Consider the following 19456-nt stretch of genomic DNA (forward strand, 5'->3'; position numbering starts at 1 on the left):
GACGGTCATGTCGAACCGTCGCCCCGCCGGGGCCTTCGCCTTGCTAGCCGCTGTGGCCGGTGCGCTGGTCGCCGCCGTACTCGGCTTTCTCACCTTCGGTGCGCAGGCCACCGTCGCGCCCGACGGTCTCCCTCTCGCCGTGGCAGCGCCTCCGGGGCCGCTTCAAGTGGCCGCGAACGGGATCGCCTCCCATGGCGGAGGTCAGGTCTCGTGGCGGGTGACCACCCCCGGGGAAGGCCGGAAACTGCTGGAGGACAAGGAGGTCTACGGCGTTCTCGAACTTCCGTCGACGGTCGTGCTCTCCGGGGCGGTGAACCCGTCCGGGACGCAGATCGCGCAGCAGGCGCTGACCGGCGCCGCGCAGGCGCTCGGCGGGACGCCGAAGATCGAAACACTGCATCCGGCGAGCGCGGCGGGCCGGGTCGCCCCGCTCGCGCTGAGCGCGCTGGCATGGGTCGGCTGCCTGATCGCGGGCGCCGTGCTGGTCCTGGCCGGACGGCGGATCGGCCGGGACGCGGGAGCCGCCGCGCGCCTCACCCAGATCGTTTCGGCGGGTGGGCTGGTCACCGCCGTGCTGGCCGGGTTCCTGAAACTGTGGGACTCCACGCTCCCGCTCGGCTGGGACGTCCTCGGCTTCCTTTTCCTGGCCGCCACCGGATTCGCCGCCCTGCAGACCGGGCTGCTGAGGCTATTGGGCGTGCGGGCGATGGCGATCCTCGGCCCGCTGTACCTGGTCGCGCCCGCCGTCGCGGGTCAGGTGCCGGAGCTGCTGAACCCCGCGTACCGCGCCGTGCTGTGGTCCTGGACGCCGTTCCGGTTCTCGGCGGAAGGGCTCCGGAGCCTGTTGCAGGGCGTTCCCGGCGCGCCGGACGTCGCGACTGGGGTGTGGGTGCTCTCCGGACTGCTCGCGGTGGGACTGGTGCTCGCGCTGTGGCCGGGCCGGTCAGCCCTCCAGCAGGCTGAAACGGACGCGCCGGACCGGGTTGTCGAGGTTGGTGTCCACTAGGCAGACCGACTGCCAGGTGCCCAGCGTCATCACCCCGCCGATCACGGGGATCGTCGCGAACGGCGGCAGCAGCGCGGGCAGGACGTGGTCACGGCCGTGACCGGGACTGCCGTGCTGGTGCCGCCAGCGGCCGTCGCGGGGGAGCAGCTCGTCGAGCGCCGTGAGCAGGTCTTCGTCGCTGCCGGCGCCGGTCTCGAGGATCGCCAGCCCGGACGTCGCGTGCGGGACGAAGACGTGCAGGATCCCGTCCTCGGCGTCCGCGTCGCGCAGGAAGGCCTCGGCGTCCTTGGTCAAGTCGTGCACCACGGCCACGCTGCCGGTGCGCACCTCGATCTCCGTGGAGTACATGCTCTTCACGGTAGTGCCCCGAAGCGCGCGACGTAGTGCCAGACGCGTTTGAGGGCTTGCGGGTCGAGGTGCCGGGCTTCGCCGAGGACGCGCGGATCGAGGTGACCGTCTTCGGCCAGCGCCAGGCCGAGCTCGACGAATTCGGCGCCGCGGTACGCCGGGTGCCGTTGGAGTTCTTCGGTGGACAGGCGGAAACCCGGATGCCATTCGACCGGACAGCCGAGGCGTGAAGCGGCCTTCTCGACGTCCGTGCCGCGGTGGCTCGGGTCGAGAACCAGGGCCTCGACGTCCTTCGCGAGGTCGACGGGACCGTGGACGTGCGCCTCGATGTAGTCGTCGAGAAGGTCGGCGTCGTCACGGGCCGCCAGCTCGATCAGTGCGGAAACCCTGGTGCCGCAGCCGAAATCCGCCGGATTCAGCACGCTGTCGGGATAGCAGAACGTCGTCCTGCGGAGAGTGTGCGCGGCCATGCGGAAATGGGCGGAGCCGAATCTCGGCGCGCCGCCTGCCGGGCGGCGGCGGAAGTTCAACGCGCCGTACTTCGGCCGTTCGGCCGCGGGCGCGTCGTCGTAGGCGCCACCGAACATCCGGCTTTCCCAGCGCCAGCGGTCTCCGCCGGGACGCGCGGTGAGCCCGCCGTTGCTGGTCCCCGTTTCGAACTGGTTGCGGTAGAACCCGTCTTCGGCCATCGCTTCGAGCAGCGGGCGTCCGTCCACTGTGGATCTGTCGGGGTGGAAGTGCAGCGTCACCGGCAACCCGGCCTCGTGCCCGCCGCGTGCTTTCGCCGCGACGTATGCGAGGGCCCGGGACTGCATCGTCCGAGTATCAGGCGTGCCGCCGGGCGAGCGCGACCAGATATCGGACCGGTTCCCCGGTCGGATTGACGTAGGCGCAGGGCTGCGGAGTGCCGAGCTGCAGGCAATCGCCCGCGTCGAGTTCGTGCTCGACGTCGCCCTCACGGAACCGCAGATGCCCGTCGAGCACCCAGATCTGGTGATGGGTCAGCACGTAGGTGTGAGCGGGGAAGGCGACCTCGGCGCCCGCGGGCAGCACGACCTCCACCAGTTCCAGCGGCCCGCCGAGCGAAGGCGAGACCGCGCGGCGCACGTATCCGGTGTCGGGGTCGGTCCAGGTCGGCTGATCGGCGGCGCGCACCAGCCGCCGGTCGCCGTGTTCGGCGCGCGCGATCAGCTCGGACAACGTCATGCCGAGCGCGGCGGAAAGCCTGCCGAGCAGGACCGCCGTCGGCTGCGCCTCGCCCCGCTCGATCTTGCCGATCATCGCCCTGGACACGCCCGAGGATTCGGCGAGGGCGTTGGCCGAAAGGTTCTGATCGAGCCTCGCGGCCTGGAGCGTCGCGGCGAGCGACGCGGACAAGGGATCCGACATGCTGCTCACTATAGTGGCAGTCTCGGTTACTATGGTCGCCATGATCAGGGAAGGGACGGAAGCCGACGCGACGGCGTGCGCGGAGATCTACGCGCCGTATGTCACCGACACGGTGATCTCGTTCGAAACCGAGCCGCCCAAGCCGGACGAGATGGCCGAACGCATCGCCAAGGCGCAGCGAGCACACGCTTGGCTCGTGCTCGAAGACGACGAAGGCCGCGTCGTCGGCTACGCCTACGGAGGCCCCTTCAGCGGCCGGCCGTCGTATCGCTGGTCTTGCGAGGTCAGTATCTATCTGGAGCTCGGCCGCCGGAGGACCGGCGGCGGGCGCGCGCTCTATCAGGCGCTGCTGGACGAGCTGGCGTCACGCGGTTTCCGGAACTTCTGCGCGGGGATGGTGCTGCCGAACGACGCGAGCGCCGGGCTGCACCGCGCGCTCGGCTTCGAGCCGGTGGGGACGTACCGGCGCATCGGGTACAAGCACGGGGCTTGGCGGGATGTCGCCTGGGTGCAGCTCTGCCTTCCTGAGCTGGACGGGGTTCCGGTGGAGCCGTCCTAGGACTCCAGATACCGCAGCACGGCGAGAACCCGCCGGTTGTCCCCTTCGGACTGGGGCAGCGCCAGCTTCCCGAAGATGCTCGACACGTACTTCTCCACCGAGCCCGCCGAAAGGAACAACGCCGCCGCGATGGCCGAATTCGACCGGCCTTCGGCCATCAGGCCCAGCACCTCGCGCTCCCGCGGCGTCAGTCCCGCGAGCGCGTCCGTCTTCCGGGTGGCGGTGAACAGCTGGCTGACCACTTCCGGGTCGAGCACCGTCTCGCCCTCGGCCACCCGGCGAAGCGCGTCCAGGAAGTCCGAAACCTCCGCGACGCGGTCCTTCAGCAGGTAGCCGACGCCGCCCGCGCGGTCGGCGAGGAGTTCCGTCGCGTACTGCGTCTCGACGTACTGCGAGAACAGCAGGATCGCGCACCCCGGCAGTTCCGCGCGCAACGCGATGGACGCGCGCAGTCCTTCGTCCGTGTGCGTCGGCGGCATCCGGATATCCACAATGGACACGTCCGGCCGATGTTCGCGTACCGCCGCGCACAGGCTGTCGCCGTCGGCGACGGCCGCGACGACCTCGTGCCCCCGAAGGTTCAGCAGTTCGACGAGCCCCGCCCGGAGGATGGCCGAATCCTCCGCGATCACGACGCGCACGCCGCCCCCTATTTCCGTAATGGTATTTCCGCGCTGATCACCGTAGGCCCTCCAGGAGGGCTGTCGATGTCGAGCCCGCCGTCCACCGTCGCGAGCCGCTCGGCGATTCCGGCGAGCCCTCCGCCGCGTACCGGCCGGGCCCCGCCTTCACCGCCGTCGCGCACCACGAGCCGCAGGTCTTCGCCGACGATACCCACGTCGACCTCGATCGCGGAGGAAGTGTGTTTGGCGGCATTCGTCAGCAGTTCCGCGACGGTGAAGTAGGCGATCGTCTCGATCGACGGGGACGGCCGGCTCGGCAGGTCCACGGTGATCCGCGCGTCGATGCCCGAGCCCGCGGCCAAAGTGGACAGCGCGACGTCGAGGCCGGCGTCGAGCGCGGCGGGATGGATGCCGCGGGCGAGGTCGCGAAGTTCGACGAGTGCCTGTTTCGCGTTGGCGTGCGCGGCGGTGACCAGGGCGGTGACCTGCTCGATGTCGCCGTCGCCCGCCAGTTCGTCCTTCGCGATGCCGAGCTTCATCGCCAGCGCGACCAGCTGCGCCTGCGCGCCGTCGTGCAGGTCGCGTTCGATCCGGCGCAGCCGCCGCGTCGCGTCGTCGACCGCGGTCGCGCGGCTGCGTTCGAGGTCACGCACCCGCTTCGAAAGGTCCTCGGCGCCGAGGACGCCGCGCACCAGCAGCCGGTCGAATTCGGTGAGCCCGCGGACCACCCACGGCATCGCCAGCAGAACGGCCAGCCCGGTGGCGGCGAGTGGCAGGGTGAGGGGCCACGTGTCGACGCGCAGGTCGAAGGTCGGCATCGCGTCACCGTGCAGGGTGAACCAGAACAGCGGATAGCTCAGCGTGCTCACCGCGTACACGAACAGGGTCGCGACCAGGAAGAACTCGATCAACGACAGCGGCAGCCGGATCACCAGATAGGCGATCGACCGCCAGCCGAGCGGGTCCCCGAGCCTGCCTTTGACGGCGTTCCAGAGACCTGGCCGCAGTTCGGGCCGGGTGGGCGGAGTGACCGTCGTCCCGAGCAGGGCGCGTGCCAGGCCGATGTGGGCGATGCCGATCAGCCTCGCGCCCGCCAGGACGCCGATGAGCACCGGAACCCCGATGGTCAGCAGGCTCAGACCCGCTCCGAGGATCAGCCCGAGGACCACGAGCACCACGAACGCCAGGGTCAGCGGCGCGCCGATGATCACCCAGGCCAGCTCGCCCCAGTACACGCGGCTCAGCTGTGCGCCGAGGACGCGTCCAAGCAGGGCGAGGCGGGTGATCACGGCTTCAGCTTGCCGTGGCCATCTGCCACGTGGCCATCCAGGTTTCCCTAGTCTTCGGTACAGCTGGTCGTGAGTGGCTACTCGGTCGGGTCGGTGATTGCGCGTGATCCGACGGACGACATGCGTGATTGAGTGGACGACACACCGACACGGCCGGCCCCGTCGCGAGACGTCCACCCAATCACGCGTGTCGTCCATTCAGGCACGCGTGTCGTCCACTCGGTACTGGAGCCCCTTGCCACCCCAGTACATGAAGGCCCCCTTCCTTGCGCCAGGCGCAAGGAAGGGGGCCTTCATGTACCCGGGAAGTTGTGGCCGGTGGGGTTTCCGGAGCAGCCGTGAAGGACTCCTTGAGGGACCCAGAGTCCCTCAAGGAGTCCTTCACGGACCACGCTGGCCTCACGTGCGGTGGGTGCAGGGGGGCAACGAGGACTAACCCGAATCGTGGCTCTCGTCCGCCTGCGCCCGCTGGGACGCCTCACGCATCTCGATGACGTCCGTCAGCCAGTCGCCGGTCTCGCGGGCGATGTCCCGGATCGCGCCGGTGATGATCGTCGCGATGTTGCCGATGTGGGTGGCCGCGGACTCGGTGACCTCTTGGACCACGTCCTTGGTGCTTTCGAACTGACCGACCATGTCAGACACCTTAAGCCGCTCGGAGGGTCTTGTCGCTCTCCACGGTAGCCGGGGTGCGGGGCTCACCGTTCCACGGAAGGGCCAATTTCACGATCTTCTTGGCCACCGAGAACAGCTGCTTGTGCAGGGGGCCGGTGTTGTACGGCAGGCCGTACTTCTCGCAGATCGCCCGCACCTCGCCCGCGATCTCGGGGTAGCGGCGCGCCGGAATGTCCGGGAACAGGTGGTGCTCGATCTGGTGCGAGAGGTTCCCGGTCATGACGTGGAACAGCTTGCCGCCGGTGATGTTCGCCGAGCCGAGGATCTGCCGCAGATACCACTGGCCGCGCGACTCGTTCTCGGTCTCCTCCTCGGTGAAACTCTCGACGTCGGCGGGGAAGTGCCCGCAGAAGATGATCGAGAACGCCCACAGGTTGCGTGTCAGGTTCGCGGTGGCGTTGCCGAGGAAGGTCAGCGGCGCGAGCGGACCGGTCAGCAGCGGGAAGAGCACGTAGTCCTTGCCGACCTGACGTCCCGCCTTGCGCACGATCTTCCGCAGCACCGGCTTGTTCTCGGCCCAGGTGCGTTCGCCCTTGGCGACCCGGTCGACCTCGAGGTCGTGCAGCATGACACCCCACTGGAAGAACAGCGCGAGCAGCGTCGCGTACACCGGGTTGCCCAGGTAGTACGGGTTCCACTTCTGCGCCGGGTCCATCCGCAGGATGCCGTAACCGATGTCGCGGTCCTTGTCGAGGATGTTGGTGTAGGTGTGGTGGATGTAGTTGTGGGAATGGCGCCAGTTCTCCGAAGGCGCGACGGTGTCCCACTCGAACTTCTGGGAACTCAGCGCCGGGTCGCGCGTCCAGTCGTACTGGCCGTGCATGACGTTGTGGCCGATCTCCATGTTGTCGAGGATCTTCGCCACCGAAAGCGCGGCGACGCCGGCGACCCAGGCGGGCGGGAAGAAGCCGGCGAACAGCAGCCCGCGGCCGGCGACCTCGAGCGCGCGCTGGGTCTTGATGACGTTGTGGATGTAGTCGACGTCCACCTGGCCGAGGTCGGCGACGATCCGCTGCCGGATCTCGTCCAGTTCGCGGCCGAAGTCCTCGACCTGCTGAGGGGTCAGCTTGTCCTGCAAGCCGGTCATGGCCCGCTCCTTTCTAAGCGTTGATCTCGACGTCCCCGACCGGGACGGAGATGCAGAGTTGGATCTCTTCGTTCTCTTCGCTGGAGGTCTCGCCGGTCTTGGCGTTGCGCACGCAACCGGAGGTCTTGATCTGTGTGCACGAGAAGCAGATGCCCATGCGGCAGCCGTGTTCCGGGCTCAGGCCGGCTTCTTCCGCCTGCTCCAGCAACGGTTTCCCGGAGTTGGCGAACTCGCGGCCGCTGCGCGCGAAGCGCACCTGTCCTTCGGCGTTCTCGGTGTCGAAGGTGAGCGCGGGCGGGGTGAACTCCTCGGTGTGCAGATGTGCACCCAGGCCGTCGGCCTCGAAGACCTCGCGCACCGAGTCCATCAGCGGCTTCGGACCGCACAGGAAGGTTTCGGCGTCGGGGTACCACGGAGCGGCCTCCGCGAGGTGCTCCTTCGAGAAGAAGCCGTGCAGGTCGCCGCCGGTCTTGGCGTGAGTGAACGCGTGTACCACCCGCAAGCCGGGGAGGCGGCGGGCGAGGTCGGCGAGTTCGGTGCGGTAGAGGGCGTCTTCGGCGCCGTTGGAGTAGTGCAGGAAGACGAGATCGCCCTCGTACTTCTCGTCGGCCAGTGTGCGCAGCATCGACAGGACGGGCGTGATCCCGCTTCCGCCGCTCAGCAGCAGGATCCGCCGCGGTCGCGGCGAAGGCAGGGTGAACTCACCGTCCGCAGTGGACAGTCCGAGCACCGAACCGACGGTGACCGTGCGGTTCAGGTGCCGCGAGACCAGGCCTTGGGGGTCGGCCTTGATGGTCAGTTCCAGTGTCCCGTCGTGCTCCGAACCGGCGGGCGAGTAGCAGCGGGTGCGGCGGACGCCGTCGATCTCGACGGTCACCCGCACGTACTGGCCGGCGAGGTGGCCGCGCCAGGCCCGGCTCGGCCGGATGGTCAGCGTGACCGTGTCGGGTGTCTGCCGCCGGACGCCGGTGACCTGGCCGCGGATCTCGCGGCGGATCAGCATCGGGTCGACGAGTTCGAGGTAGCGGTCCATGCCGTGGGGCGTGAGCAGGGCCTCGGCCAGCGAGGCCAGCCGCCTGGCCCTGCGCGGTACCAGTGCCGTCATCACTTCTCCCAAATTCAGTGAACGCTTGTACACTGAATAGTGAAGTGGTGAAGATCCCGCTTGTCAACGCGAGAGGACGGCGATGTGACGTGGGTGATAGCGCGGAGGCGATTACGCTGTCCGTCGTGACAACCGAGCCCGTTTCCCGGCAGGAACGCAAGCAACGCACCCGGCAGGCACTGCTGGACGCGGCGCTCGACCTGGTCGCGGAACGCGGGTTTTCCGGGCTCAGCCTGCGGGAGGTCGCGAAACAGGCAGGCATCGTGCCGACGGCGTTCTACCGCCATTTCGCGTCGATGGACGAGCTCGGCGTGGCGCTGGTCGAGGAGTCGATGCGCACCTTGCGCACGATGATCCGCTCCGCGCGCACGAGGCCGTCGGCGTACAACGACATGATCCGCTCGTCGGTGCGCATCCTGCGTGAGCACGTACGGGCGCACGAGGACCATTTCCACTTCCTGACCAGGGAGCGCTACGGCGGCACCGGCCCGGTCCGGCAGGCGATCGGCTTCGAACTCAAGCTCTTCGTCAGCGAACTCGCCGTCGACCTCGCGCGTTTCGACTTCCTCCGCGACTGGAGCACCGAAGACCTGCACCTGCTCGCCGACCTGATCGTCACGACCATGCTCACGACGGTGCTGGAGCTGCTCGAAACACCTTCACGTGACGACGAGATCGTCCGCACGGCCGAACGGCGGCTGCGGCTGATCTTCCTGGGCGTGCCGAACTGGCGCAGCGTTCCGTGATGCGGAAATCGTTGCCATAGCGCGCCTATGACGTCGCGCACCTGGATCGATGGCTGGATCGATCGTGATGAGTGATGTCACGGAAAGATGCCGTCCGGATACGTTCAGCCAGGAAAGTTGTCGGCCGGGCGTGGTAAGAAGTGCGGGTTCGTGTGGTCCTCTCCAGCGAGGAGGTCGCCTGTGGCGGCAGAGAACGAGCAGCTCACGGTCGGCGTGGTCCGGGAAACCGGACAAGGTGAACGCCGCATCGCGCTGGTACCGAAACTCATCGAGCGCGTTTCAGGACGCGGACTGCGGGTGGTGGTCGAGCCCGGCGCGGGCGCCGGCGCGCTGCTCGCCGACGAGACCTTCGAGCAGGCGGGCGCGGTGATCGGCGATCCGTGGGATGCCGACATCGTGGTGAAGGTGGCGCCTCCGAGCGCGGCCGAAGTCGCGAAGCTCAAACAGGGCACCATCCTCATCGGCTTCCTGAATCCGCGGGGTGATCCCGAGGGGATTGCCGCGCTCGAAGCGGCGGGCGTCCGCGCCTTCGCCGTCGAGGCGATCCCGCGGATCTCCCGCGCGCAGGCGATGGACGCGTTGTCGTCGCAGAGCAGTGTCGCGGGCTATCGCGCCGTGCTCCTCGCCGCGGAGAAGCTCACCCGCTTCTTCCCGATGCTCACCACCGCCGCGGGAACGGTGCCCCCGGCCAAGGTGCTCGTTCTCGGCGCCGGTGTCGCGGGGTTGCAGGCCTTGGCGACGGCGAAACGGCTCGGCGCGCAGACCACCGGGTACGACGTCCGGCCGGAGGTCGGCGAGCAGGTGAAGTCGCTCGGCGCGAAATTCCTCGACCTCGGCATCGAGGCGGTCGGCGAAGGCGGGTACGCCCGCGAGCTGACCGAAGAGGAGAAGGCCGAGCAGCAACGCAGGCTCACCGAGGCGATCACGAAATTCGACGTCGTGATCACCACCGCGCTCGTCCCCGGCCGCAAGGCACCGGTCCTCGTCACCGCCGACGCGGTGAAGGGGATGCCCGCCGGTGGTGTCGTGGTCGACCTCGCCGGCGAATCCGGCGGCAACTGCGAGCTGACGAAACCGGGCGAGGAGGTCGTCGAGCACGACGTCACCATCTGCTCGCCGCTCAACCTCGCCGCGGAGATGCCCGCGCATTCCAGCGAGCTCTACGCGCGCAACGTCACCGAGTTGCTGGAACTGCTCGTCGACAAAGAAGGCAAGCTCGCGCTCGACTTCTCCGACGAGATCGTCGCCGGGGCCTGTGTCGCCGGAAAAGAAGAAGGAGGCGAGTGATGCTCGTCGGCAGTTTGGCGATCCTCGTACTCGCCGGATTCGTGGGCTTCACGGTCATTTCCAAGGTGCCCAACACGCTGCACACCCCGCTCATGTCGGGGACCAACGCCATCCACGGCATCGTCCTGCTCGGCGGGCTGATCGTGCTCGGCCTCGGGGTGGACGGCGTGCTGAACAAGGTCCTGCTGGTGATCGCGATCGCCTTCGGCACGATCAACGTGGTCGGCGGCTTCCTCGTCACCGACCGGATGCTTTCGATGTTCAAGGCGAAGAAGCCGGAAGACGGTGGTGACAAGTGACGACCTTCATCGCCGTCCTCTACATCATTTCCTTCGCACTGTTCATCTACGGCCTCATGGGCCTGACCGGTCCGCGCACCGCGGTGCGCGGCAACTGGATCGCCGCTGTCGGCATGGGCATCGCGGTGATCGCGACGCTGCTGACGCCGGGCATGAGCAACTGGCTGCTCATCGCGCTCGGCGTGGCGATCGGTGTCGTCGTCGGCGTCCCGTCCGCGCGCAAGGTGAAGATGACCGCGATGCCGCAGATGGTGGCGCTGTTCAACGGCGTCGGCGGCGGGGCGGTCGCGCTCATCGCGTGGGTCGAGTTCCGCACCACCGAGGGCTACACGCACGAGCCGGCGTACGTCGCGATCGCGTCGTTGTTCGCCGCGATCGTCGGGTCGGTGTCCTTCTGGGGTTCGAACATCGCGTTCGGGAAACTGCAGGAGCTCATCTCCGGCCGCCCGATCACCCTGGGCAAACTGCAGCAGCCGGTGAACGCGCTGGTGCTGATCGCCGCGATCGTGCTCGCGGTCGTCATCGCGAGCGGCGGCGACGCCGAACTGCTGATGATCGGCCTGCTGGTCGCGGCGGGCGTCCTCGGTGTGGTGGTCGTGCTGCCGATCGGCGGCGCGGACATGCCGGTCGTCATCTCGTTGCTCAACGCGCTCACCGGTTTGTCGGCGGCGGCCATGGGGCTCGCGCTCGACAACACCGCGCTGATCGTGGCGGGCATGATCGTCGGCGCCTCGGGTTCCATCCTGACGAACCTGATGGCGAAGGCGATGAACCGGTCGATCCCGGCCATCGTCGCCGGCGGGTTCGGCGGCGGCACGGCGGTCGCGAGCGGTGGCTCCGGCGAGGTCCGGCCGGTCCGCAGCACCAGCGCGTCCGACACCGCGATCCAGATGGCGTACGCCAACAAGGTCGTGGTCGTGCCCGGATACGGCATGGCCGTCGCGCAGGCTCAGCACGTCGTCCGCGAGATGGCGAAGTTGCTGGAGGCCAAGGGGATCACGGTCGCGTACGCCATCCATCCGGTGGCGGGCCGGATGCCGGGGCATATGAACGTGCTCCTCGCCGAGGCCGACGTCCCGTACGAGCAGCTCAAGGAAATGGACGAGATCAACTCCGAGTTCGCCCAGACCGACGTCGCGCTGGTGATCGGCGCGAACGACGTCACGAACCCGGCCGCGGAGACCGATCCGGGCTCGCCCATCTACGGGATGCCGATCCTCAAGGTGAACCACAGCCGGTCGGTGATCGTGCTCAAACGCGGGATGAGCTCGGGCTTCGCCGGCATCGACAACGAGCTCTTCTACGATGCGAAGACCAGCATGCTCTTCGGCGACGCCAAATCGTCGGTGGGCGAGATCGTGGAGGAACTCAAAGCACTGTGATCGGTCCTTCGGAAGTCGTCGCCTCGTTCGACGACCCGGCCGACAACCTCGCGTTCGACGAAGCCCTCCTGCGCGCCGCACCGGAGGCGCCGGTCCTGTGGATCTGGCGCAACACCGACTGTGTGGTCGTGGGGCGGGGGCAGAAGATCGAACGCGAGGTCAAGGCCGACGTCTGCGCGAGCGACGGCGTCCCGGTGCTGCGCCGGGCCAGCGGTGGCGGCACCGTGTTCCACGATCCCGGCAACCTCAACGTCACGTTGGTCCTGCCGGGGCCGTCGCACAGACCGCTCGAAGCACTCGGGGAACTGATGACCGCGACGGTGGCCGAACTCGGGCTGCCGTCGCGGCTCGGTGATCGAGGTCTGTTCGTCGGTGACGCGAAGCTGTGCGGTTTCGCCGTCTTCCGGACGAGAACGGGCTTGCTCGCGCACTCCACCCTGCTCGTTTCGACCGCCGCCGAACGGGTCGGCCGGTACCTCACTTCGGCACCCGCGGATCCCCGTCCGCTCGACTCCCACCGGAGCCGGGTCGCGTCGCTCGCCGAACATGGCCTGCGTAAAGGTGTTGCCGACGTCACGGCCGCCGTCCGCGTGGCGGCGGCCGCGCAACTGGGTGAACTCGCCACCCGGAAGCCCTCGGACGAGGAGCTGGAGTGGCACCGCTCGCTCCAGCACACGCGGTACCACTACCCGGAATGGCATGCCGAAGGCGCTCAGCGTAAATGAACTGAAAACGAAAAGGCCCTTTCGCGAATATCGCGAAAGGGCCTTTTCGATGAACTACTTTTCGGTGGCCGAGAAAGTGACGGCGGGCACCTTGCGGGCGGCGCGCGTGGTCTTCTTCGGCTCGGCGGCCTTCTTCGCCGGAGCCTTGGCCGCGGCCTTCGGTGCCGCCTTGGCGGCGGCCGTCTTCGCGGCGGCGGCCTTCGGAGCGGCCTTCGTGGCCGTCGTCTTGGCGGTTGTCTTCGCTGCCGTCTTGGCCGGAGTCTTCGCCGCGGCGGCTGCCTTCGCGCGGCCGGCCGGAGCCTTGGCCGCCGTGGTCTTCGCCGCCGCGCCGCGAGTCGTCTTCGCCTTGGCCGCGGTGGCTTTCGCCGTGGTCTTGGCGGGAGTCTTCGCCTCCGCCTTGGGGGCGGCGGCCTTCTTGGCGGCGGTGGGCTTGCGGCCGGCGACACCCTTGGCGGCGGGCTTGCGGCCCGGCTTCGCGGCCGTCTTCGCCTCGGCCTTCGCCGCGGTGGCCGCGGTCTTCGGGGTCGACTTCGACACCCGCGCGCCCTTGGGGCGCTGCACGACCCGCGGCCGCAGTTTGCGTCCGCCGATCCGGCGGCCGTTCTCCACATAGGCACGCAGGATTTCCCGGAGTGCGGTGGCGTTGTCGGCCGAAAGGTCGATGTCGTAAGCGATTCCGTCCAAACCGAAAGCGACCGTTTCCTCGGCCGCCTCGCCGGTCAGATCATCCAGCAAATGCACAGCAGTGTTCCTGGCCATGAAAAACCTCCCGCGCTCGATCGTTCTACTGCGTAACCGGCACGGTGAAACCTGAACCCGCGGCTGATGACTCACGCAGCGACACGAGGATAGCGGCAGGTTGCGCGAAGCTGCGCGGTGGTGTGCGCTGAATGCATGTCAGCACAGACTTTTGACGTGATCGTGATCGGAGGCGGCCCGGTCGGCGAGGTCGCCGCCGAACGGGCGGCACGAGGCGGCCTTCAGGTCGCGCTCGTCGAACACGAACGCTTCGGCGGCGAATGTTCTTACTGGGCCTGCATTCCGAGCAAGGCGCTGCTGCGGCCGGGGAACCTCCTCGCCGCCGCCAAACGGGTCCCCGGTGTCCCAGTTGGCGACGCGGTCGACCCGGCGGCGGTGTTCGCGCGGCGGGACTGGTTCACCGGCAAGGGAGACGACACCGGACAGGTCAAGTGGGCCGAAGGCGTCGGGATCGTCCCGATCCGCGGGCACGGCCGGATCACCGGTGAGCGGAAGGTCACGGTCGACGGAGGTGACGAGCTGACCGCGCGGCACGCCGTGATCGTCGCCACGGGCAGTGTCCCGCGGACACCGTCGATCCCCGGGCTGGACACGATTTCGCCGTGGGGTTCGCGTGAGGCGACCTCGGCCGAAGCGGTCCCGCGCCGCCTCGGCGTACTGGGCGGCGGTGTCGTCGGAGTCGAAATGGCGCAGGCCTTCGCCACGCTCGGCGCCGAAGTCCACTTGATCATCTCGGGGGCGCGTCCGTTGCCGCGGCTGCCGGAATTCGCGGGCGACGCCGTGATCGCGGGGCTCCGCGAAGCCGGCGTCACCGTGCACACCGGCTCCGGTCTCGACTCCGTGTCCGCTGTGGACGGTGGTAAGGAACTGGCGTTGAAGGGCGGCGACCGGTTGATCGTCGACGAGCTGCTCGTCGCCACCGGCCGCCGCCCGGCGACCGACGGGCTCGGCGTGGAGACGCTCGGGCTCGAAGCGGGCGCGCCGCTCACGACCGACGACAACGGCCGTGTGTCCGCTGTGGACGGTGACTGGCTGTTCGCCGTCGGGGACGTCACCGGCCGGGCGCCGCTGACCCATCAGGGCAAGTACGCGGCCAGGGCCGCGGGCGACTCGGTGGCCGCGCAGGCGGCGGGCAAACCGGTCGACTCCGCCGCGTGGAGCGCGCACAGCGCCACGGCCGATCACCACGCCATCCCGCAGGTCGTCTTCACCGACCCGGAGGTCGCTTCGGTCGGGCTCGCCGGGCCCGAGGAGGGCAAACCGCATCGCGTCGTCGACATCGACATCGCGGTGGCGGGTTCGTCACTGCACGCGGACGGTTACGCGGGCAAGGCGCGCCTCGTCGTCGACACCGAACGCGACGTCCTGGTCGGCGCGACCTTCGTCGGGCAGGACGTCGCCGAACTCCTGCATTCGGCGACGATCGCGATCGTCGGGGAGGTCCCGCTGCCGAGGCTGTGGCACGCGGTCCCGTCGTTCCCCACGATCAGTGAAGTGTGGTTGCGCCTGCTGGAGGCGTACGGCCTCTAGCCGTTGACAGGCAGTTCGAGCGCGGCCTTCGCACCGCGCACGAGGCCGGGATCGTCCGGAGTGGACGGTCCCGGCAGCCACACCACCTGGATCAACCGGACCGATTTCCCGTCCAGGCTGCTCTGGTAGGCGGCGCCTTCGAACACCGGCACTTCGCCCTGCCACTGGTTGGTCTCGGTGGCGAGATCGAGGATGCCGCCGCCACCCGGGTTGTCGGCGATGGCCTTGAACGCGTTCGCCTGCTCCGTGTTCGGGAATTCCACGACGGCGATCGTCACCGCCGCGGCCCGGCCGTCGATGGAACTGGCGAAGCTGGCCCTTTTCACCGTGGAGCAACTCGTCTGCTGAAGACTCGACTGGACGTCGCCGTACGCGTGGGACGCGCATTTCTGGTCCGCGGCCGACGCCCGAGAGGTGAACTGGATGTTCTCCACCGCGCTGCTGCTCGGCGGCGGGGGACTGGTCGCCGGGGTCGGCGGGGGAGTCTGGGTGGACGCGGTGTCGTCGCCACCGGAAGCCACGCTGATGGCCGCCACCAGCAACACGATGAGCAGACCGATCGCGGCGACCGGGAGCCATTTCACGGTCTTGGACTGCCGCGGCGACTTCGGTGCGGACTCGGCGGGTGCGGGAGCGGCGGCCGCCGCCGGCGGCGGGGTCTGCCGAACCGGGGGAACGGGCTTCGCGGGCGTGGCCTGCTGAATGGGAGGAGCGGCCTTGACCGGCGGTACGGGTTTGGCGGGAGGAACGGGCGGCACCGCCGGTTTCGCCGGTCTCTTCCCCTTCCCCGGATGCTGGACCGGAACCGTCGGCGCGATCGCGACGAGCGGGTTCTCGCGGATCACCGTGGGCTCGTCGTCGGAGTAGGCGCTGAACCCCTCCCCGAGCAGCATCTCCTCGGGCATCGGTGGCGCGTCCGGGGCGAGCGCGGCGATCAGGTCCCGCGCCTGCTGCACCGAGCGGGGGCGGGGCGCGGTGGCCAGCGAGACCGTCGCGGCGAGCATCGTCGTCGCCGTCGGATAGAGGACGCGGACCGAACCGGCGAGATCCGCGGCAGGCTGGTCGACCGTCTCCACGTAGGGGCCGACGGCGATGATCGTGCCGATCGGCCCGGCGGCGGGGGCGACGTCCGCGATCTTGTGCGTGCACGCGGCGGACAGCGAGAGCGCGTCCGTGGCCGGGTTGATCGAGGTGTCGCCGTGGACCAGCGGCCAGCCGTCGGCCTTCCACGGTCCGCCGAGCGGGGCTTCGAGTTTCAGTGCCGGGTCCGGCAGGTCGACACCGATGACGATGAGGACACCCTTCGGCATGACCACGACGGCTTCGACGGGCCGTCCCTCGACCGGGCTGGCGCCGATCAGGGCGACCCCGCCGACGACGTTGCTGCCCCGGCCGAGTGAAGCCAGCGCGGCGCGGACGTCCTCGGCCACCCGGGACGGCTGTTGAGCGAGGCGAACGAGTCGCACCGAACCCCTCCCCATCTCGTCGGTCTCGGTGCACAAACTAGCGCCTCCATCCGGACTAACGCGGAGACACGTCCCAGGTAGGCGCCGTGATGTTGCTCCGAAAAGTTGTAATGCACGTGAGCACCGTCACCCGTCCGGGTGGTACTCGTTGGTAGGTGACAGTTCCTTGCCCCCTGTCACCAGGAGAAACGCAATGGCCGTATCCCGACCCTGGCGTCGACGCGCCGCGCTCGTCGTCGCCCTGCTCGCCGTCCCTGCCGCGGGGATGGTCCCCGCGCAGGCCGCCGGACCGTCGGCACCCGTCGCCCCCGGACTAGCCCGCCTGCTCTCGGCCGTCACCGGTACCGCGGGGGTGACCGCGCTCGTGCACGCCGACGACGTCGCCACCGCCGAACGCGCCGCCCGCTCGGCCGGGCTCGCGAAGATCACCTCGTTTTCGAAGATCGGCGTCGTCGCCGTCCGGGGCACCGCCGACCAGGTGCGCGCGGTGCGCAAGGCCGCCGGGGTCACCTACGTCGAAGGAAACGAGAAGCTCAAGGCGCACGGCAGCGCCGGGACCACGGCGACGCGGAGCCTGCAGACGCAGACACAGCTCAAGGACGCCGGCGGTGCTCCCGTGGACGGCAAGGGCGTCTCCGTCGCGATCATCGACACCGGGGTCGACCCGACGCATCCGGCGTTCAAGGGCGCCGACGGCAAGACGCGGGTGGTGCGCAGCCTCAAGAGTCTCTGCCTCGACGGCACGGCGACGAACTGCATCGTCGACGTCCCGACCTCCGTCGACACCGACACCCTTTCCCTGGGCGGCCACGGCACGCACGTCACCGGCATCGCCGCGGGCAACCGGCTGACGCTGACCGACGGCACCAAGGTCGGCGGCTCGGCACCGGGCTCGAAGATCGTCTCGGTCTCGACGGGGGCCGCGCTGCTCGTCCTGGGCACGGACGCCGCGCTGAACTGGGTGCTGGAGAACCACAAGGCTCCGTGCGGTGCGGGCGTCGCGGCGTCGGTGTGCCCGCCGATCAAGGTGACCAACAACTCCTACGGTCCCAGCGGCGGCGGCGCCTTCGACCCGAACTCGGCGACGGTGAAGCTGCAGCGCGCGCTCGCCGCGGAAGGCGTCGTCACGGTGTGGGCGAACGGGAACGACGGCGGTGACGGTTCGGCGAACCTCTCCAACCCGCCGGGGCAGGACCAGACGCCGGGTGTGCTTTCGGTGGCGTCGTTCAACGACCAGGGGACCGAAACCCGTGACGGCACGGTCTCCGACTTCTCCTCGCGTGGTCTCAAGAGCAGCCAGGCGAGCTGGCCCGATGTTTCCGCGCCGGGGGAGAACATCCTCTCGTCGTGCCGCCCGACGCAGCCGATCTGCACGCAGGGCCTGCAGCCCAAGAACGGCCCGGGGCTCCTGGATCTCGCCACCTACAACGTGATCAGCGGGACCTCGATGGCGGCGCCGCAGATCACCGGGATCGTCGCGCAGCTGTTCCAGGTCGCGCCGAACGCGAGCCCCGGTGAAATCGAGGCCGCGATCAAGGGCACCGCGTACAAGTTCGCCGATGGTTCGCCGTACGTCGCGGCCGGGCCGTACACGTCGAGCTTCGACAAGGGCACGGGTCTCGTGGACACCTTCGCCGCGGCGAAGTCCCTCGGCGCCCAGGGCTGAGCCAAGTCCGTGAAGGCCTCCTTCCCTACCTTCAAAGTAGGGAAGGAGGCCTTCACGGCATGGGGGCACAATTGCCGTCCCCGGGTTAACCCGCGTGAAGGGATCTTTTCTTCGGCTCAGCCGAAAGAAGGGGGCCTTCGCAGGAGTCTCGCGTCCCAATCAGGTGCGACTTGTGGTGTTCATGTGGCCAAACAGCACAGTTGGGGTGCACAATGTGCTCACGCGTACCGGGAGGCGGCACGAGCCACCTGACCAGCGCAGCTCGCGAGGTCGTAGGGGAAGACGCCCCTCGTCGAGTAGCGGAGGTCAGCAGTGAGCACCCGTGGCAACACCCGTGGCGTGGTGTACGTCCACTCGTCGCCGTCTGCGGTGTGTCCGCACGTCGAGTGGGCCATTTCGGGCACCCTGGGTGCCCGAGTCGAGTTGAAGTGGACGGCGCAGCCCGCCAGTCCAGGACAGCTCCGCGCCGAATGTGGTTGGCGTGCGCCTTCGGGCACCGGCGGCAAGCTGGCGTCCGCGCTCAAGGCGTGGCCGATGATCCGGTTCGAAGTCACCGAAGAGCCCAGTGCGGGGGTCGACGGGGAGAGGTTCTGTTTCGCTCCGGGCCTCGGCCTGTGGCACGGCAGGACCAGTGCCAACGGCGACATCGTCGTGGGCGAGGACCAGTTGCGCGCCTTGGTGAGCAAGGTCCGCTCCGGCGAATCGCTGGCGCACAAACTGGACGAGCTCCTCGCCGCCAATTGGGACGAAGCGCTCGAACCGTACCGGCACGCCGGTGACGGTGCGCCGGTCACCTGGCTGCATCAAGTCGGGTAGACGCCGGTGAAGACGGAAGAGGCGGGCGGCTAACCTTTCAGGGTGACCGCCCAGCCTCGCCCCCTCTCTCGCCAGCGGTGGCTGATCCCCGTCCTCGTGGTCGTGATCTCCTTGACCGTCGGCGTCGGGCTGCTGGCACGCGATCTCTACAAACGCCCGGAGGCCGAGCCCACCCAGCCGGTCGTCAGCGAGTCGCCGACGTCGGTCGCCCCGGAGCAACAGCCGGGTTCGCCCGTCGTCGAAGTGACCCCCGACGTCTTCGCGCATCCGCAGTACCAGAGCGTCCGCCAGGTACTGCAGGGGTATTTCGATTCCATCAACGAGCGTGACTATCCGAAGTGGACTTCGGTGGTCAGCCGTGACCGGGCCAAGAGCAAGACCCCGGCGGAGTGGAAGAAGGACTTCCAGTCCACTAAGGATGGCAGCATCCTCGTCTATCGCATCGAGCCGGGCGCGCCGACCACGCTGCGGGTGCTCGTCGCCTTCACCAGTACGCAGGACGTCGAAGACGCGCCGGTGTACCTGCCCGAGGGATGCATCCGGTGGCGGCTGGTCCTGCCGCTGCGGCTGGAGAGCGGGTCGTGGCGCGTCGACACGACCGACGGCGGTACCAACCCCGAACACGAAAGATGCTGAAGTAAGGGACGACATGGTCCCCGAGGCTGACGCGGGAGTGGGCCGGGCGGAATAGAGTCGCGG

General features: G+C 68.9%; 21 protein-coding genes. 11 read left to right on the forward strand and 10 right to left on the reverse strand.

What is annotated here, in order from left to right; translation table 11 throughout:
- Positions 1-7 precede the first annotated feature (7 nt).
- Positions 8-1006, forward strand: a complete 999-nt coding sequence (locus ED92_RS25040; protein WP_037342382.1) for a hypothetical protein — start codon at positions 8-10, stop codon at positions 1004-1006.
- Here the strand turns inward: ED92_RS25040 and ED92_RS25045 are convergent.
- From ED92_RS25045 to ED92_RS25055, 3 genes are read right to left on the reverse strand one after another with little or no spacing between them, the layout of a single operon-like run.
- Positions 944-1354, reverse strand: coding sequence for a secondary thiamine-phosphate synthase enzyme YjbQ (locus tag ED92_RS25045; protein WP_037342383.1), 411 nt, complete (start codon positions 1352-1354; stop codon positions 944-946). The two genes, ED92_RS25040 and ED92_RS25045, sit on opposite strands and share 63 nt — an antisense overlap.
- Positions 1355-1359: 5 nt before the next feature.
- Complete coding sequence (locus tag ED92_RS25050) at positions 1360-2169, reverse strand: DUF3626 domain-containing protein (protein ID WP_200882743.1); 810 nt, start codon at positions 2167-2169, stop codon at positions 1360-1362.
- A 10-nt stretch (positions 2170-2179) separates the two neighbouring features.
- Positions 2180-2743: an XRE family transcriptional regulator gene (locus ED92_RS25055; protein ID WP_037342384.1), complete on the reverse strand. Its 564-nt coding sequence runs from the start codon at positions 2741-2743 to the stop codon at positions 2180-2182.
- A 31-nt stretch (positions 2744-2774) separates the two neighbouring features.
- On the opposite strand from ED92_RS25055, the gene ED92_RS25060 reads away from it, so the two are divergent.
- Positions 2775-3302, forward strand: a complete 528-nt coding sequence (locus ED92_RS25060) for a GNAT family N-acetyltransferase (RefSeq protein ID WP_037342385.1) — start codon at positions 2775-2777, stop codon at positions 3300-3302.
- Here ED92_RS25060 and ED92_RS25065 read toward each other — a convergent pair.
- The 5 genes from ED92_RS25065 to ED92_RS25085 form a co-directional block, all read right to left on the reverse strand.
- The gene (locus tag ED92_RS25065) at positions 3299-3943 is read right to left on the reverse strand and encodes a response regulator transcription factor (RefSeq protein ID WP_037342386.1); all 645 of its coding nucleotides are present in this window, start codon (positions 3941-3943) and stop codon (positions 3299-3301) included. The two genes, ED92_RS25060 and ED92_RS25065, sit on opposite strands and share 4 nt — an antisense overlap.
- Before the next feature lie 8 nt (positions 3944-3951).
- A complete protein-coding gene (locus ED92_RS25070) occupies positions 3952-5214 on the reverse strand; it encodes a sensor domain-containing protein (RefSeq protein WP_037342387.1) in 1263 nt (420 codons plus the stop codon).
- 432 nt (positions 5215-5646) lie between these two features.
- Positions 5647-5850, reverse strand: a complete 204-nt coding sequence (locus ED92_RS25075; RefSeq protein WP_037342388.1) for a hypothetical protein — start codon at positions 5848-5850, stop codon at positions 5647-5649.
- A gap of 10 nt (positions 5851-5860) precedes the next feature.
- Positions 5861-6976 (reverse strand): acyl-CoA desaturase, encoded by a 1116-nt coding sequence (locus ED92_RS25080; protein WP_037342389.1) that lies wholly within the window; start codon positions 6974-6976, stop codon positions 5861-5863.
- 13 nt (positions 6977-6989) lie between these two features.
- Positions 6990-8081 carry a ferredoxin reductase gene (locus ED92_RS25085; RefSeq protein WP_037342390.1) on the reverse strand — a complete coding sequence of 364 codons (1092 nt, stop codon included), beginning with the start codon at positions 8079-8081 and terminating at the stop codon, positions 6990-6992.
- A gap of 89 nt (positions 8082-8170) precedes the next feature.
- Between ED92_RS25085 and ED92_RS25090 the strand changes: the two genes are divergently transcribed.
- From ED92_RS25090 to ED92_RS25110, 5 genes are all read left to right on the forward strand, one after another.
- Positions 8171-8827, forward strand: a complete 657-nt coding sequence (locus ED92_RS25090; protein ID WP_016336136.1) for a TetR family transcriptional regulator — start codon at positions 8171-8173, stop codon at positions 8825-8827.
- A gap of 180 nt (positions 8828-9007) precedes the next feature.
- Entirely contained in the window at positions 9008-10114 is a 1107-nt protein-coding gene (locus tag ED92_RS25095; RefSeq protein ID WP_037342391.1) for a Re/Si-specific NAD(P)(+) transhydrogenase subunit alpha, read from the forward strand.
- Positions 10114-10413: an NAD(P) transhydrogenase subunit alpha gene (locus ED92_RS25100; protein ID WP_016336134.1), complete on the forward strand. Its 300-nt coding sequence runs from the start codon at positions 10114-10116 to the stop codon at positions 10411-10413. The genes ED92_RS25095 and ED92_RS25100 overlap by 1 nt, the downstream gene beginning before the upstream one ends.
- Positions 10410-11795, forward strand: coding sequence for an NAD(P)(+) transhydrogenase (Re/Si-specific) subunit beta (locus ED92_RS25105; RefSeq protein ID WP_037342392.1), 1386 nt, complete (start codon positions 10410-10412; stop codon positions 11793-11795). The genes ED92_RS25100 and ED92_RS25105 overlap by 4 nt, the downstream gene beginning before the upstream one ends.
- A complete protein-coding gene (locus ED92_RS25110; protein WP_037342393.1) occupies positions 11792-12520 on the forward strand; it encodes a lipoate--protein ligase family protein in 729 nt (242 codons plus the stop codon). The genes ED92_RS25105 and ED92_RS25110 overlap by 4 nt, the downstream gene beginning before the upstream one ends.
- Positions 12521-12574: 54 nt before the next feature.
- Here ED92_RS25110 and ED92_RS25115 read toward each other — a convergent pair whose 3' ends face one another.
- Positions 12575-13279: a histone-like nucleoid-structuring protein Lsr2 gene (locus tag ED92_RS25115; protein WP_081975903.1), complete on the reverse strand. Its 705-nt coding sequence runs from the start codon at positions 13277-13279 to the stop codon at positions 12575-12577.
- Positions 13280-13435: 156 nt separating this feature from the next.
- Here ED92_RS25115 and ED92_RS25120 point away from each other — a divergent pair, with 156 nt between their 5' ends.
- The gene (locus ED92_RS25120; RefSeq protein ID WP_037342395.1) at positions 13436-14809 is read left to right on the forward strand and encodes an NAD(P)/FAD-dependent oxidoreductase; all 1374 of its coding nucleotides are present in this window, start codon (positions 13436-13438) and stop codon (positions 14807-14809) included.
- On the opposite strand, the gene ED92_RS25125 is transcribed toward ED92_RS25120, so the two are convergent.
- Positions 14806-16275, reverse strand: a complete 1470-nt coding sequence (locus ED92_RS25125) for a hypothetical protein (RefSeq protein WP_037342654.1) — start codon at positions 16273-16275, stop codon at positions 14806-14808. The two genes, ED92_RS25120 and ED92_RS25125, sit on opposite strands and share 4 nt — an antisense overlap.
- Positions 16276-16468: 193 nt before the next feature.
- On the opposite strand from ED92_RS25125, the gene ED92_RS25130 reads away from it, so the two are divergent.
- The 3 genes from ED92_RS25130 to ED92_RS25140 all read left to right on the forward strand — a co-directional run bounded on the left by ED92_RS25130 (position 16469) and on the right by ED92_RS25140 (position 19393).
- Positions 16469-17941 (forward strand): S8 family peptidase, encoded by a 1473-nt coding sequence (locus tag ED92_RS25130; RefSeq protein ID WP_037342396.1) that lies wholly within the window; start codon positions 16469-16471, stop codon positions 17939-17941.
- Between the two features lie 312 nt (positions 17942-18253).
- Positions 18254-18757 (forward strand): DUF3145 domain-containing protein, encoded by a 504-nt coding sequence (locus ED92_RS25135; RefSeq protein ID WP_016336127.1) that lies wholly within the window; start codon positions 18254-18256, stop codon positions 18755-18757.
- Between the two features lie 42 nt (positions 18758-18799).
- The gene (locus ED92_RS25140) at positions 18800-19393 is read left to right on the forward strand and encodes a hypothetical protein (protein WP_037342397.1); all 594 of its coding nucleotides are present in this window, start codon (positions 18800-18802) and stop codon (positions 19391-19393) included.
- The last annotated feature ends 63 nt before the right edge of the window (positions 19394-19456 follow it).

It is taken from the genome of Amycolatopsis sp. MJM2582, assembly GCF_000754115.1.
Classification (GTDB): domain Bacteria; phylum Actinomycetota; class Actinomycetes; order Mycobacteriales; family Pseudonocardiaceae; genus Amycolatopsis; species Amycolatopsis japonica.

Coding starts and splice junctions, on each gene's coding strand:
- ED92_RS25040 (WP_037342382.1), top strand. CDS start 8: ATGTCGAACCGTCGCCCCGCCGGGGCCTTCGCCTTGCTAGCCGCTGTG.
- ED92_RS25045 (WP_037342383.1), bottom strand. CDS start 1,354: ATGTACTCCACGGAGATCGAGGTGCGCACCGGCAGCGTGGCCGTGGTG.
- ED92_RS25050 (WP_200882743.1), bottom strand. CDS start 2,169: ATGCAGTCCCGGGCCCTCGCATACGTCGCGGCGAAAGCACGCGGCGGG.
- ED92_RS25055 (WP_037342384.1), bottom strand. CDS start 2,743: ATGTCGGATCCCTTGTCCGCGTCGCTCGCCGCGACGCTCCAGGCCGCG.
- ED92_RS25060 (WP_037342385.1), top strand. CDS start 2,775: ATGGTCGCCATGATCAGGGAAGGGACGGAAGCCGACGCGACGGCGTGC.
- ED92_RS25075 (WP_037342388.1), bottom strand. CDS start 5,850: ATGGTCGGTCAGTTCGAAAGCACCAAGGACGTGGTCCAAGAGGTCACC.
- ED92_RS25080 (WP_037342389.1), bottom strand. CDS start 6,976: ATGACCGGCTTGCAGGACAAGCTGACCCCTCAGCAGGTCGAGGACTTC.
- ED92_RS25085 (WP_037342390.1), bottom strand. CDS start 8,081: ATGACGGCACTGGTACCGCGCAGGGCCAGGCGGCTGGCCTCGCTGGCC.
- ED92_RS25100 (WP_016336134.1), top strand. CDS start 10,114: ATGCTCGTCGGCAGTTTGGCGATCCTCGTACTCGCCGGATTCGTGGGC.
- ED92_RS25115 (WP_081975903.1), bottom strand. CDS start 13,279: ATGGCCAGGAACACTGCTGTGCATTTGCTGGATGATCTGACCGGCGAG.
- ED92_RS25130 (WP_037342396.1), top strand. CDS start 16,469: ATGGCCGTATCCCGACCCTGGCGTCGACGCGCCGCGCTCGTCGTCGCC.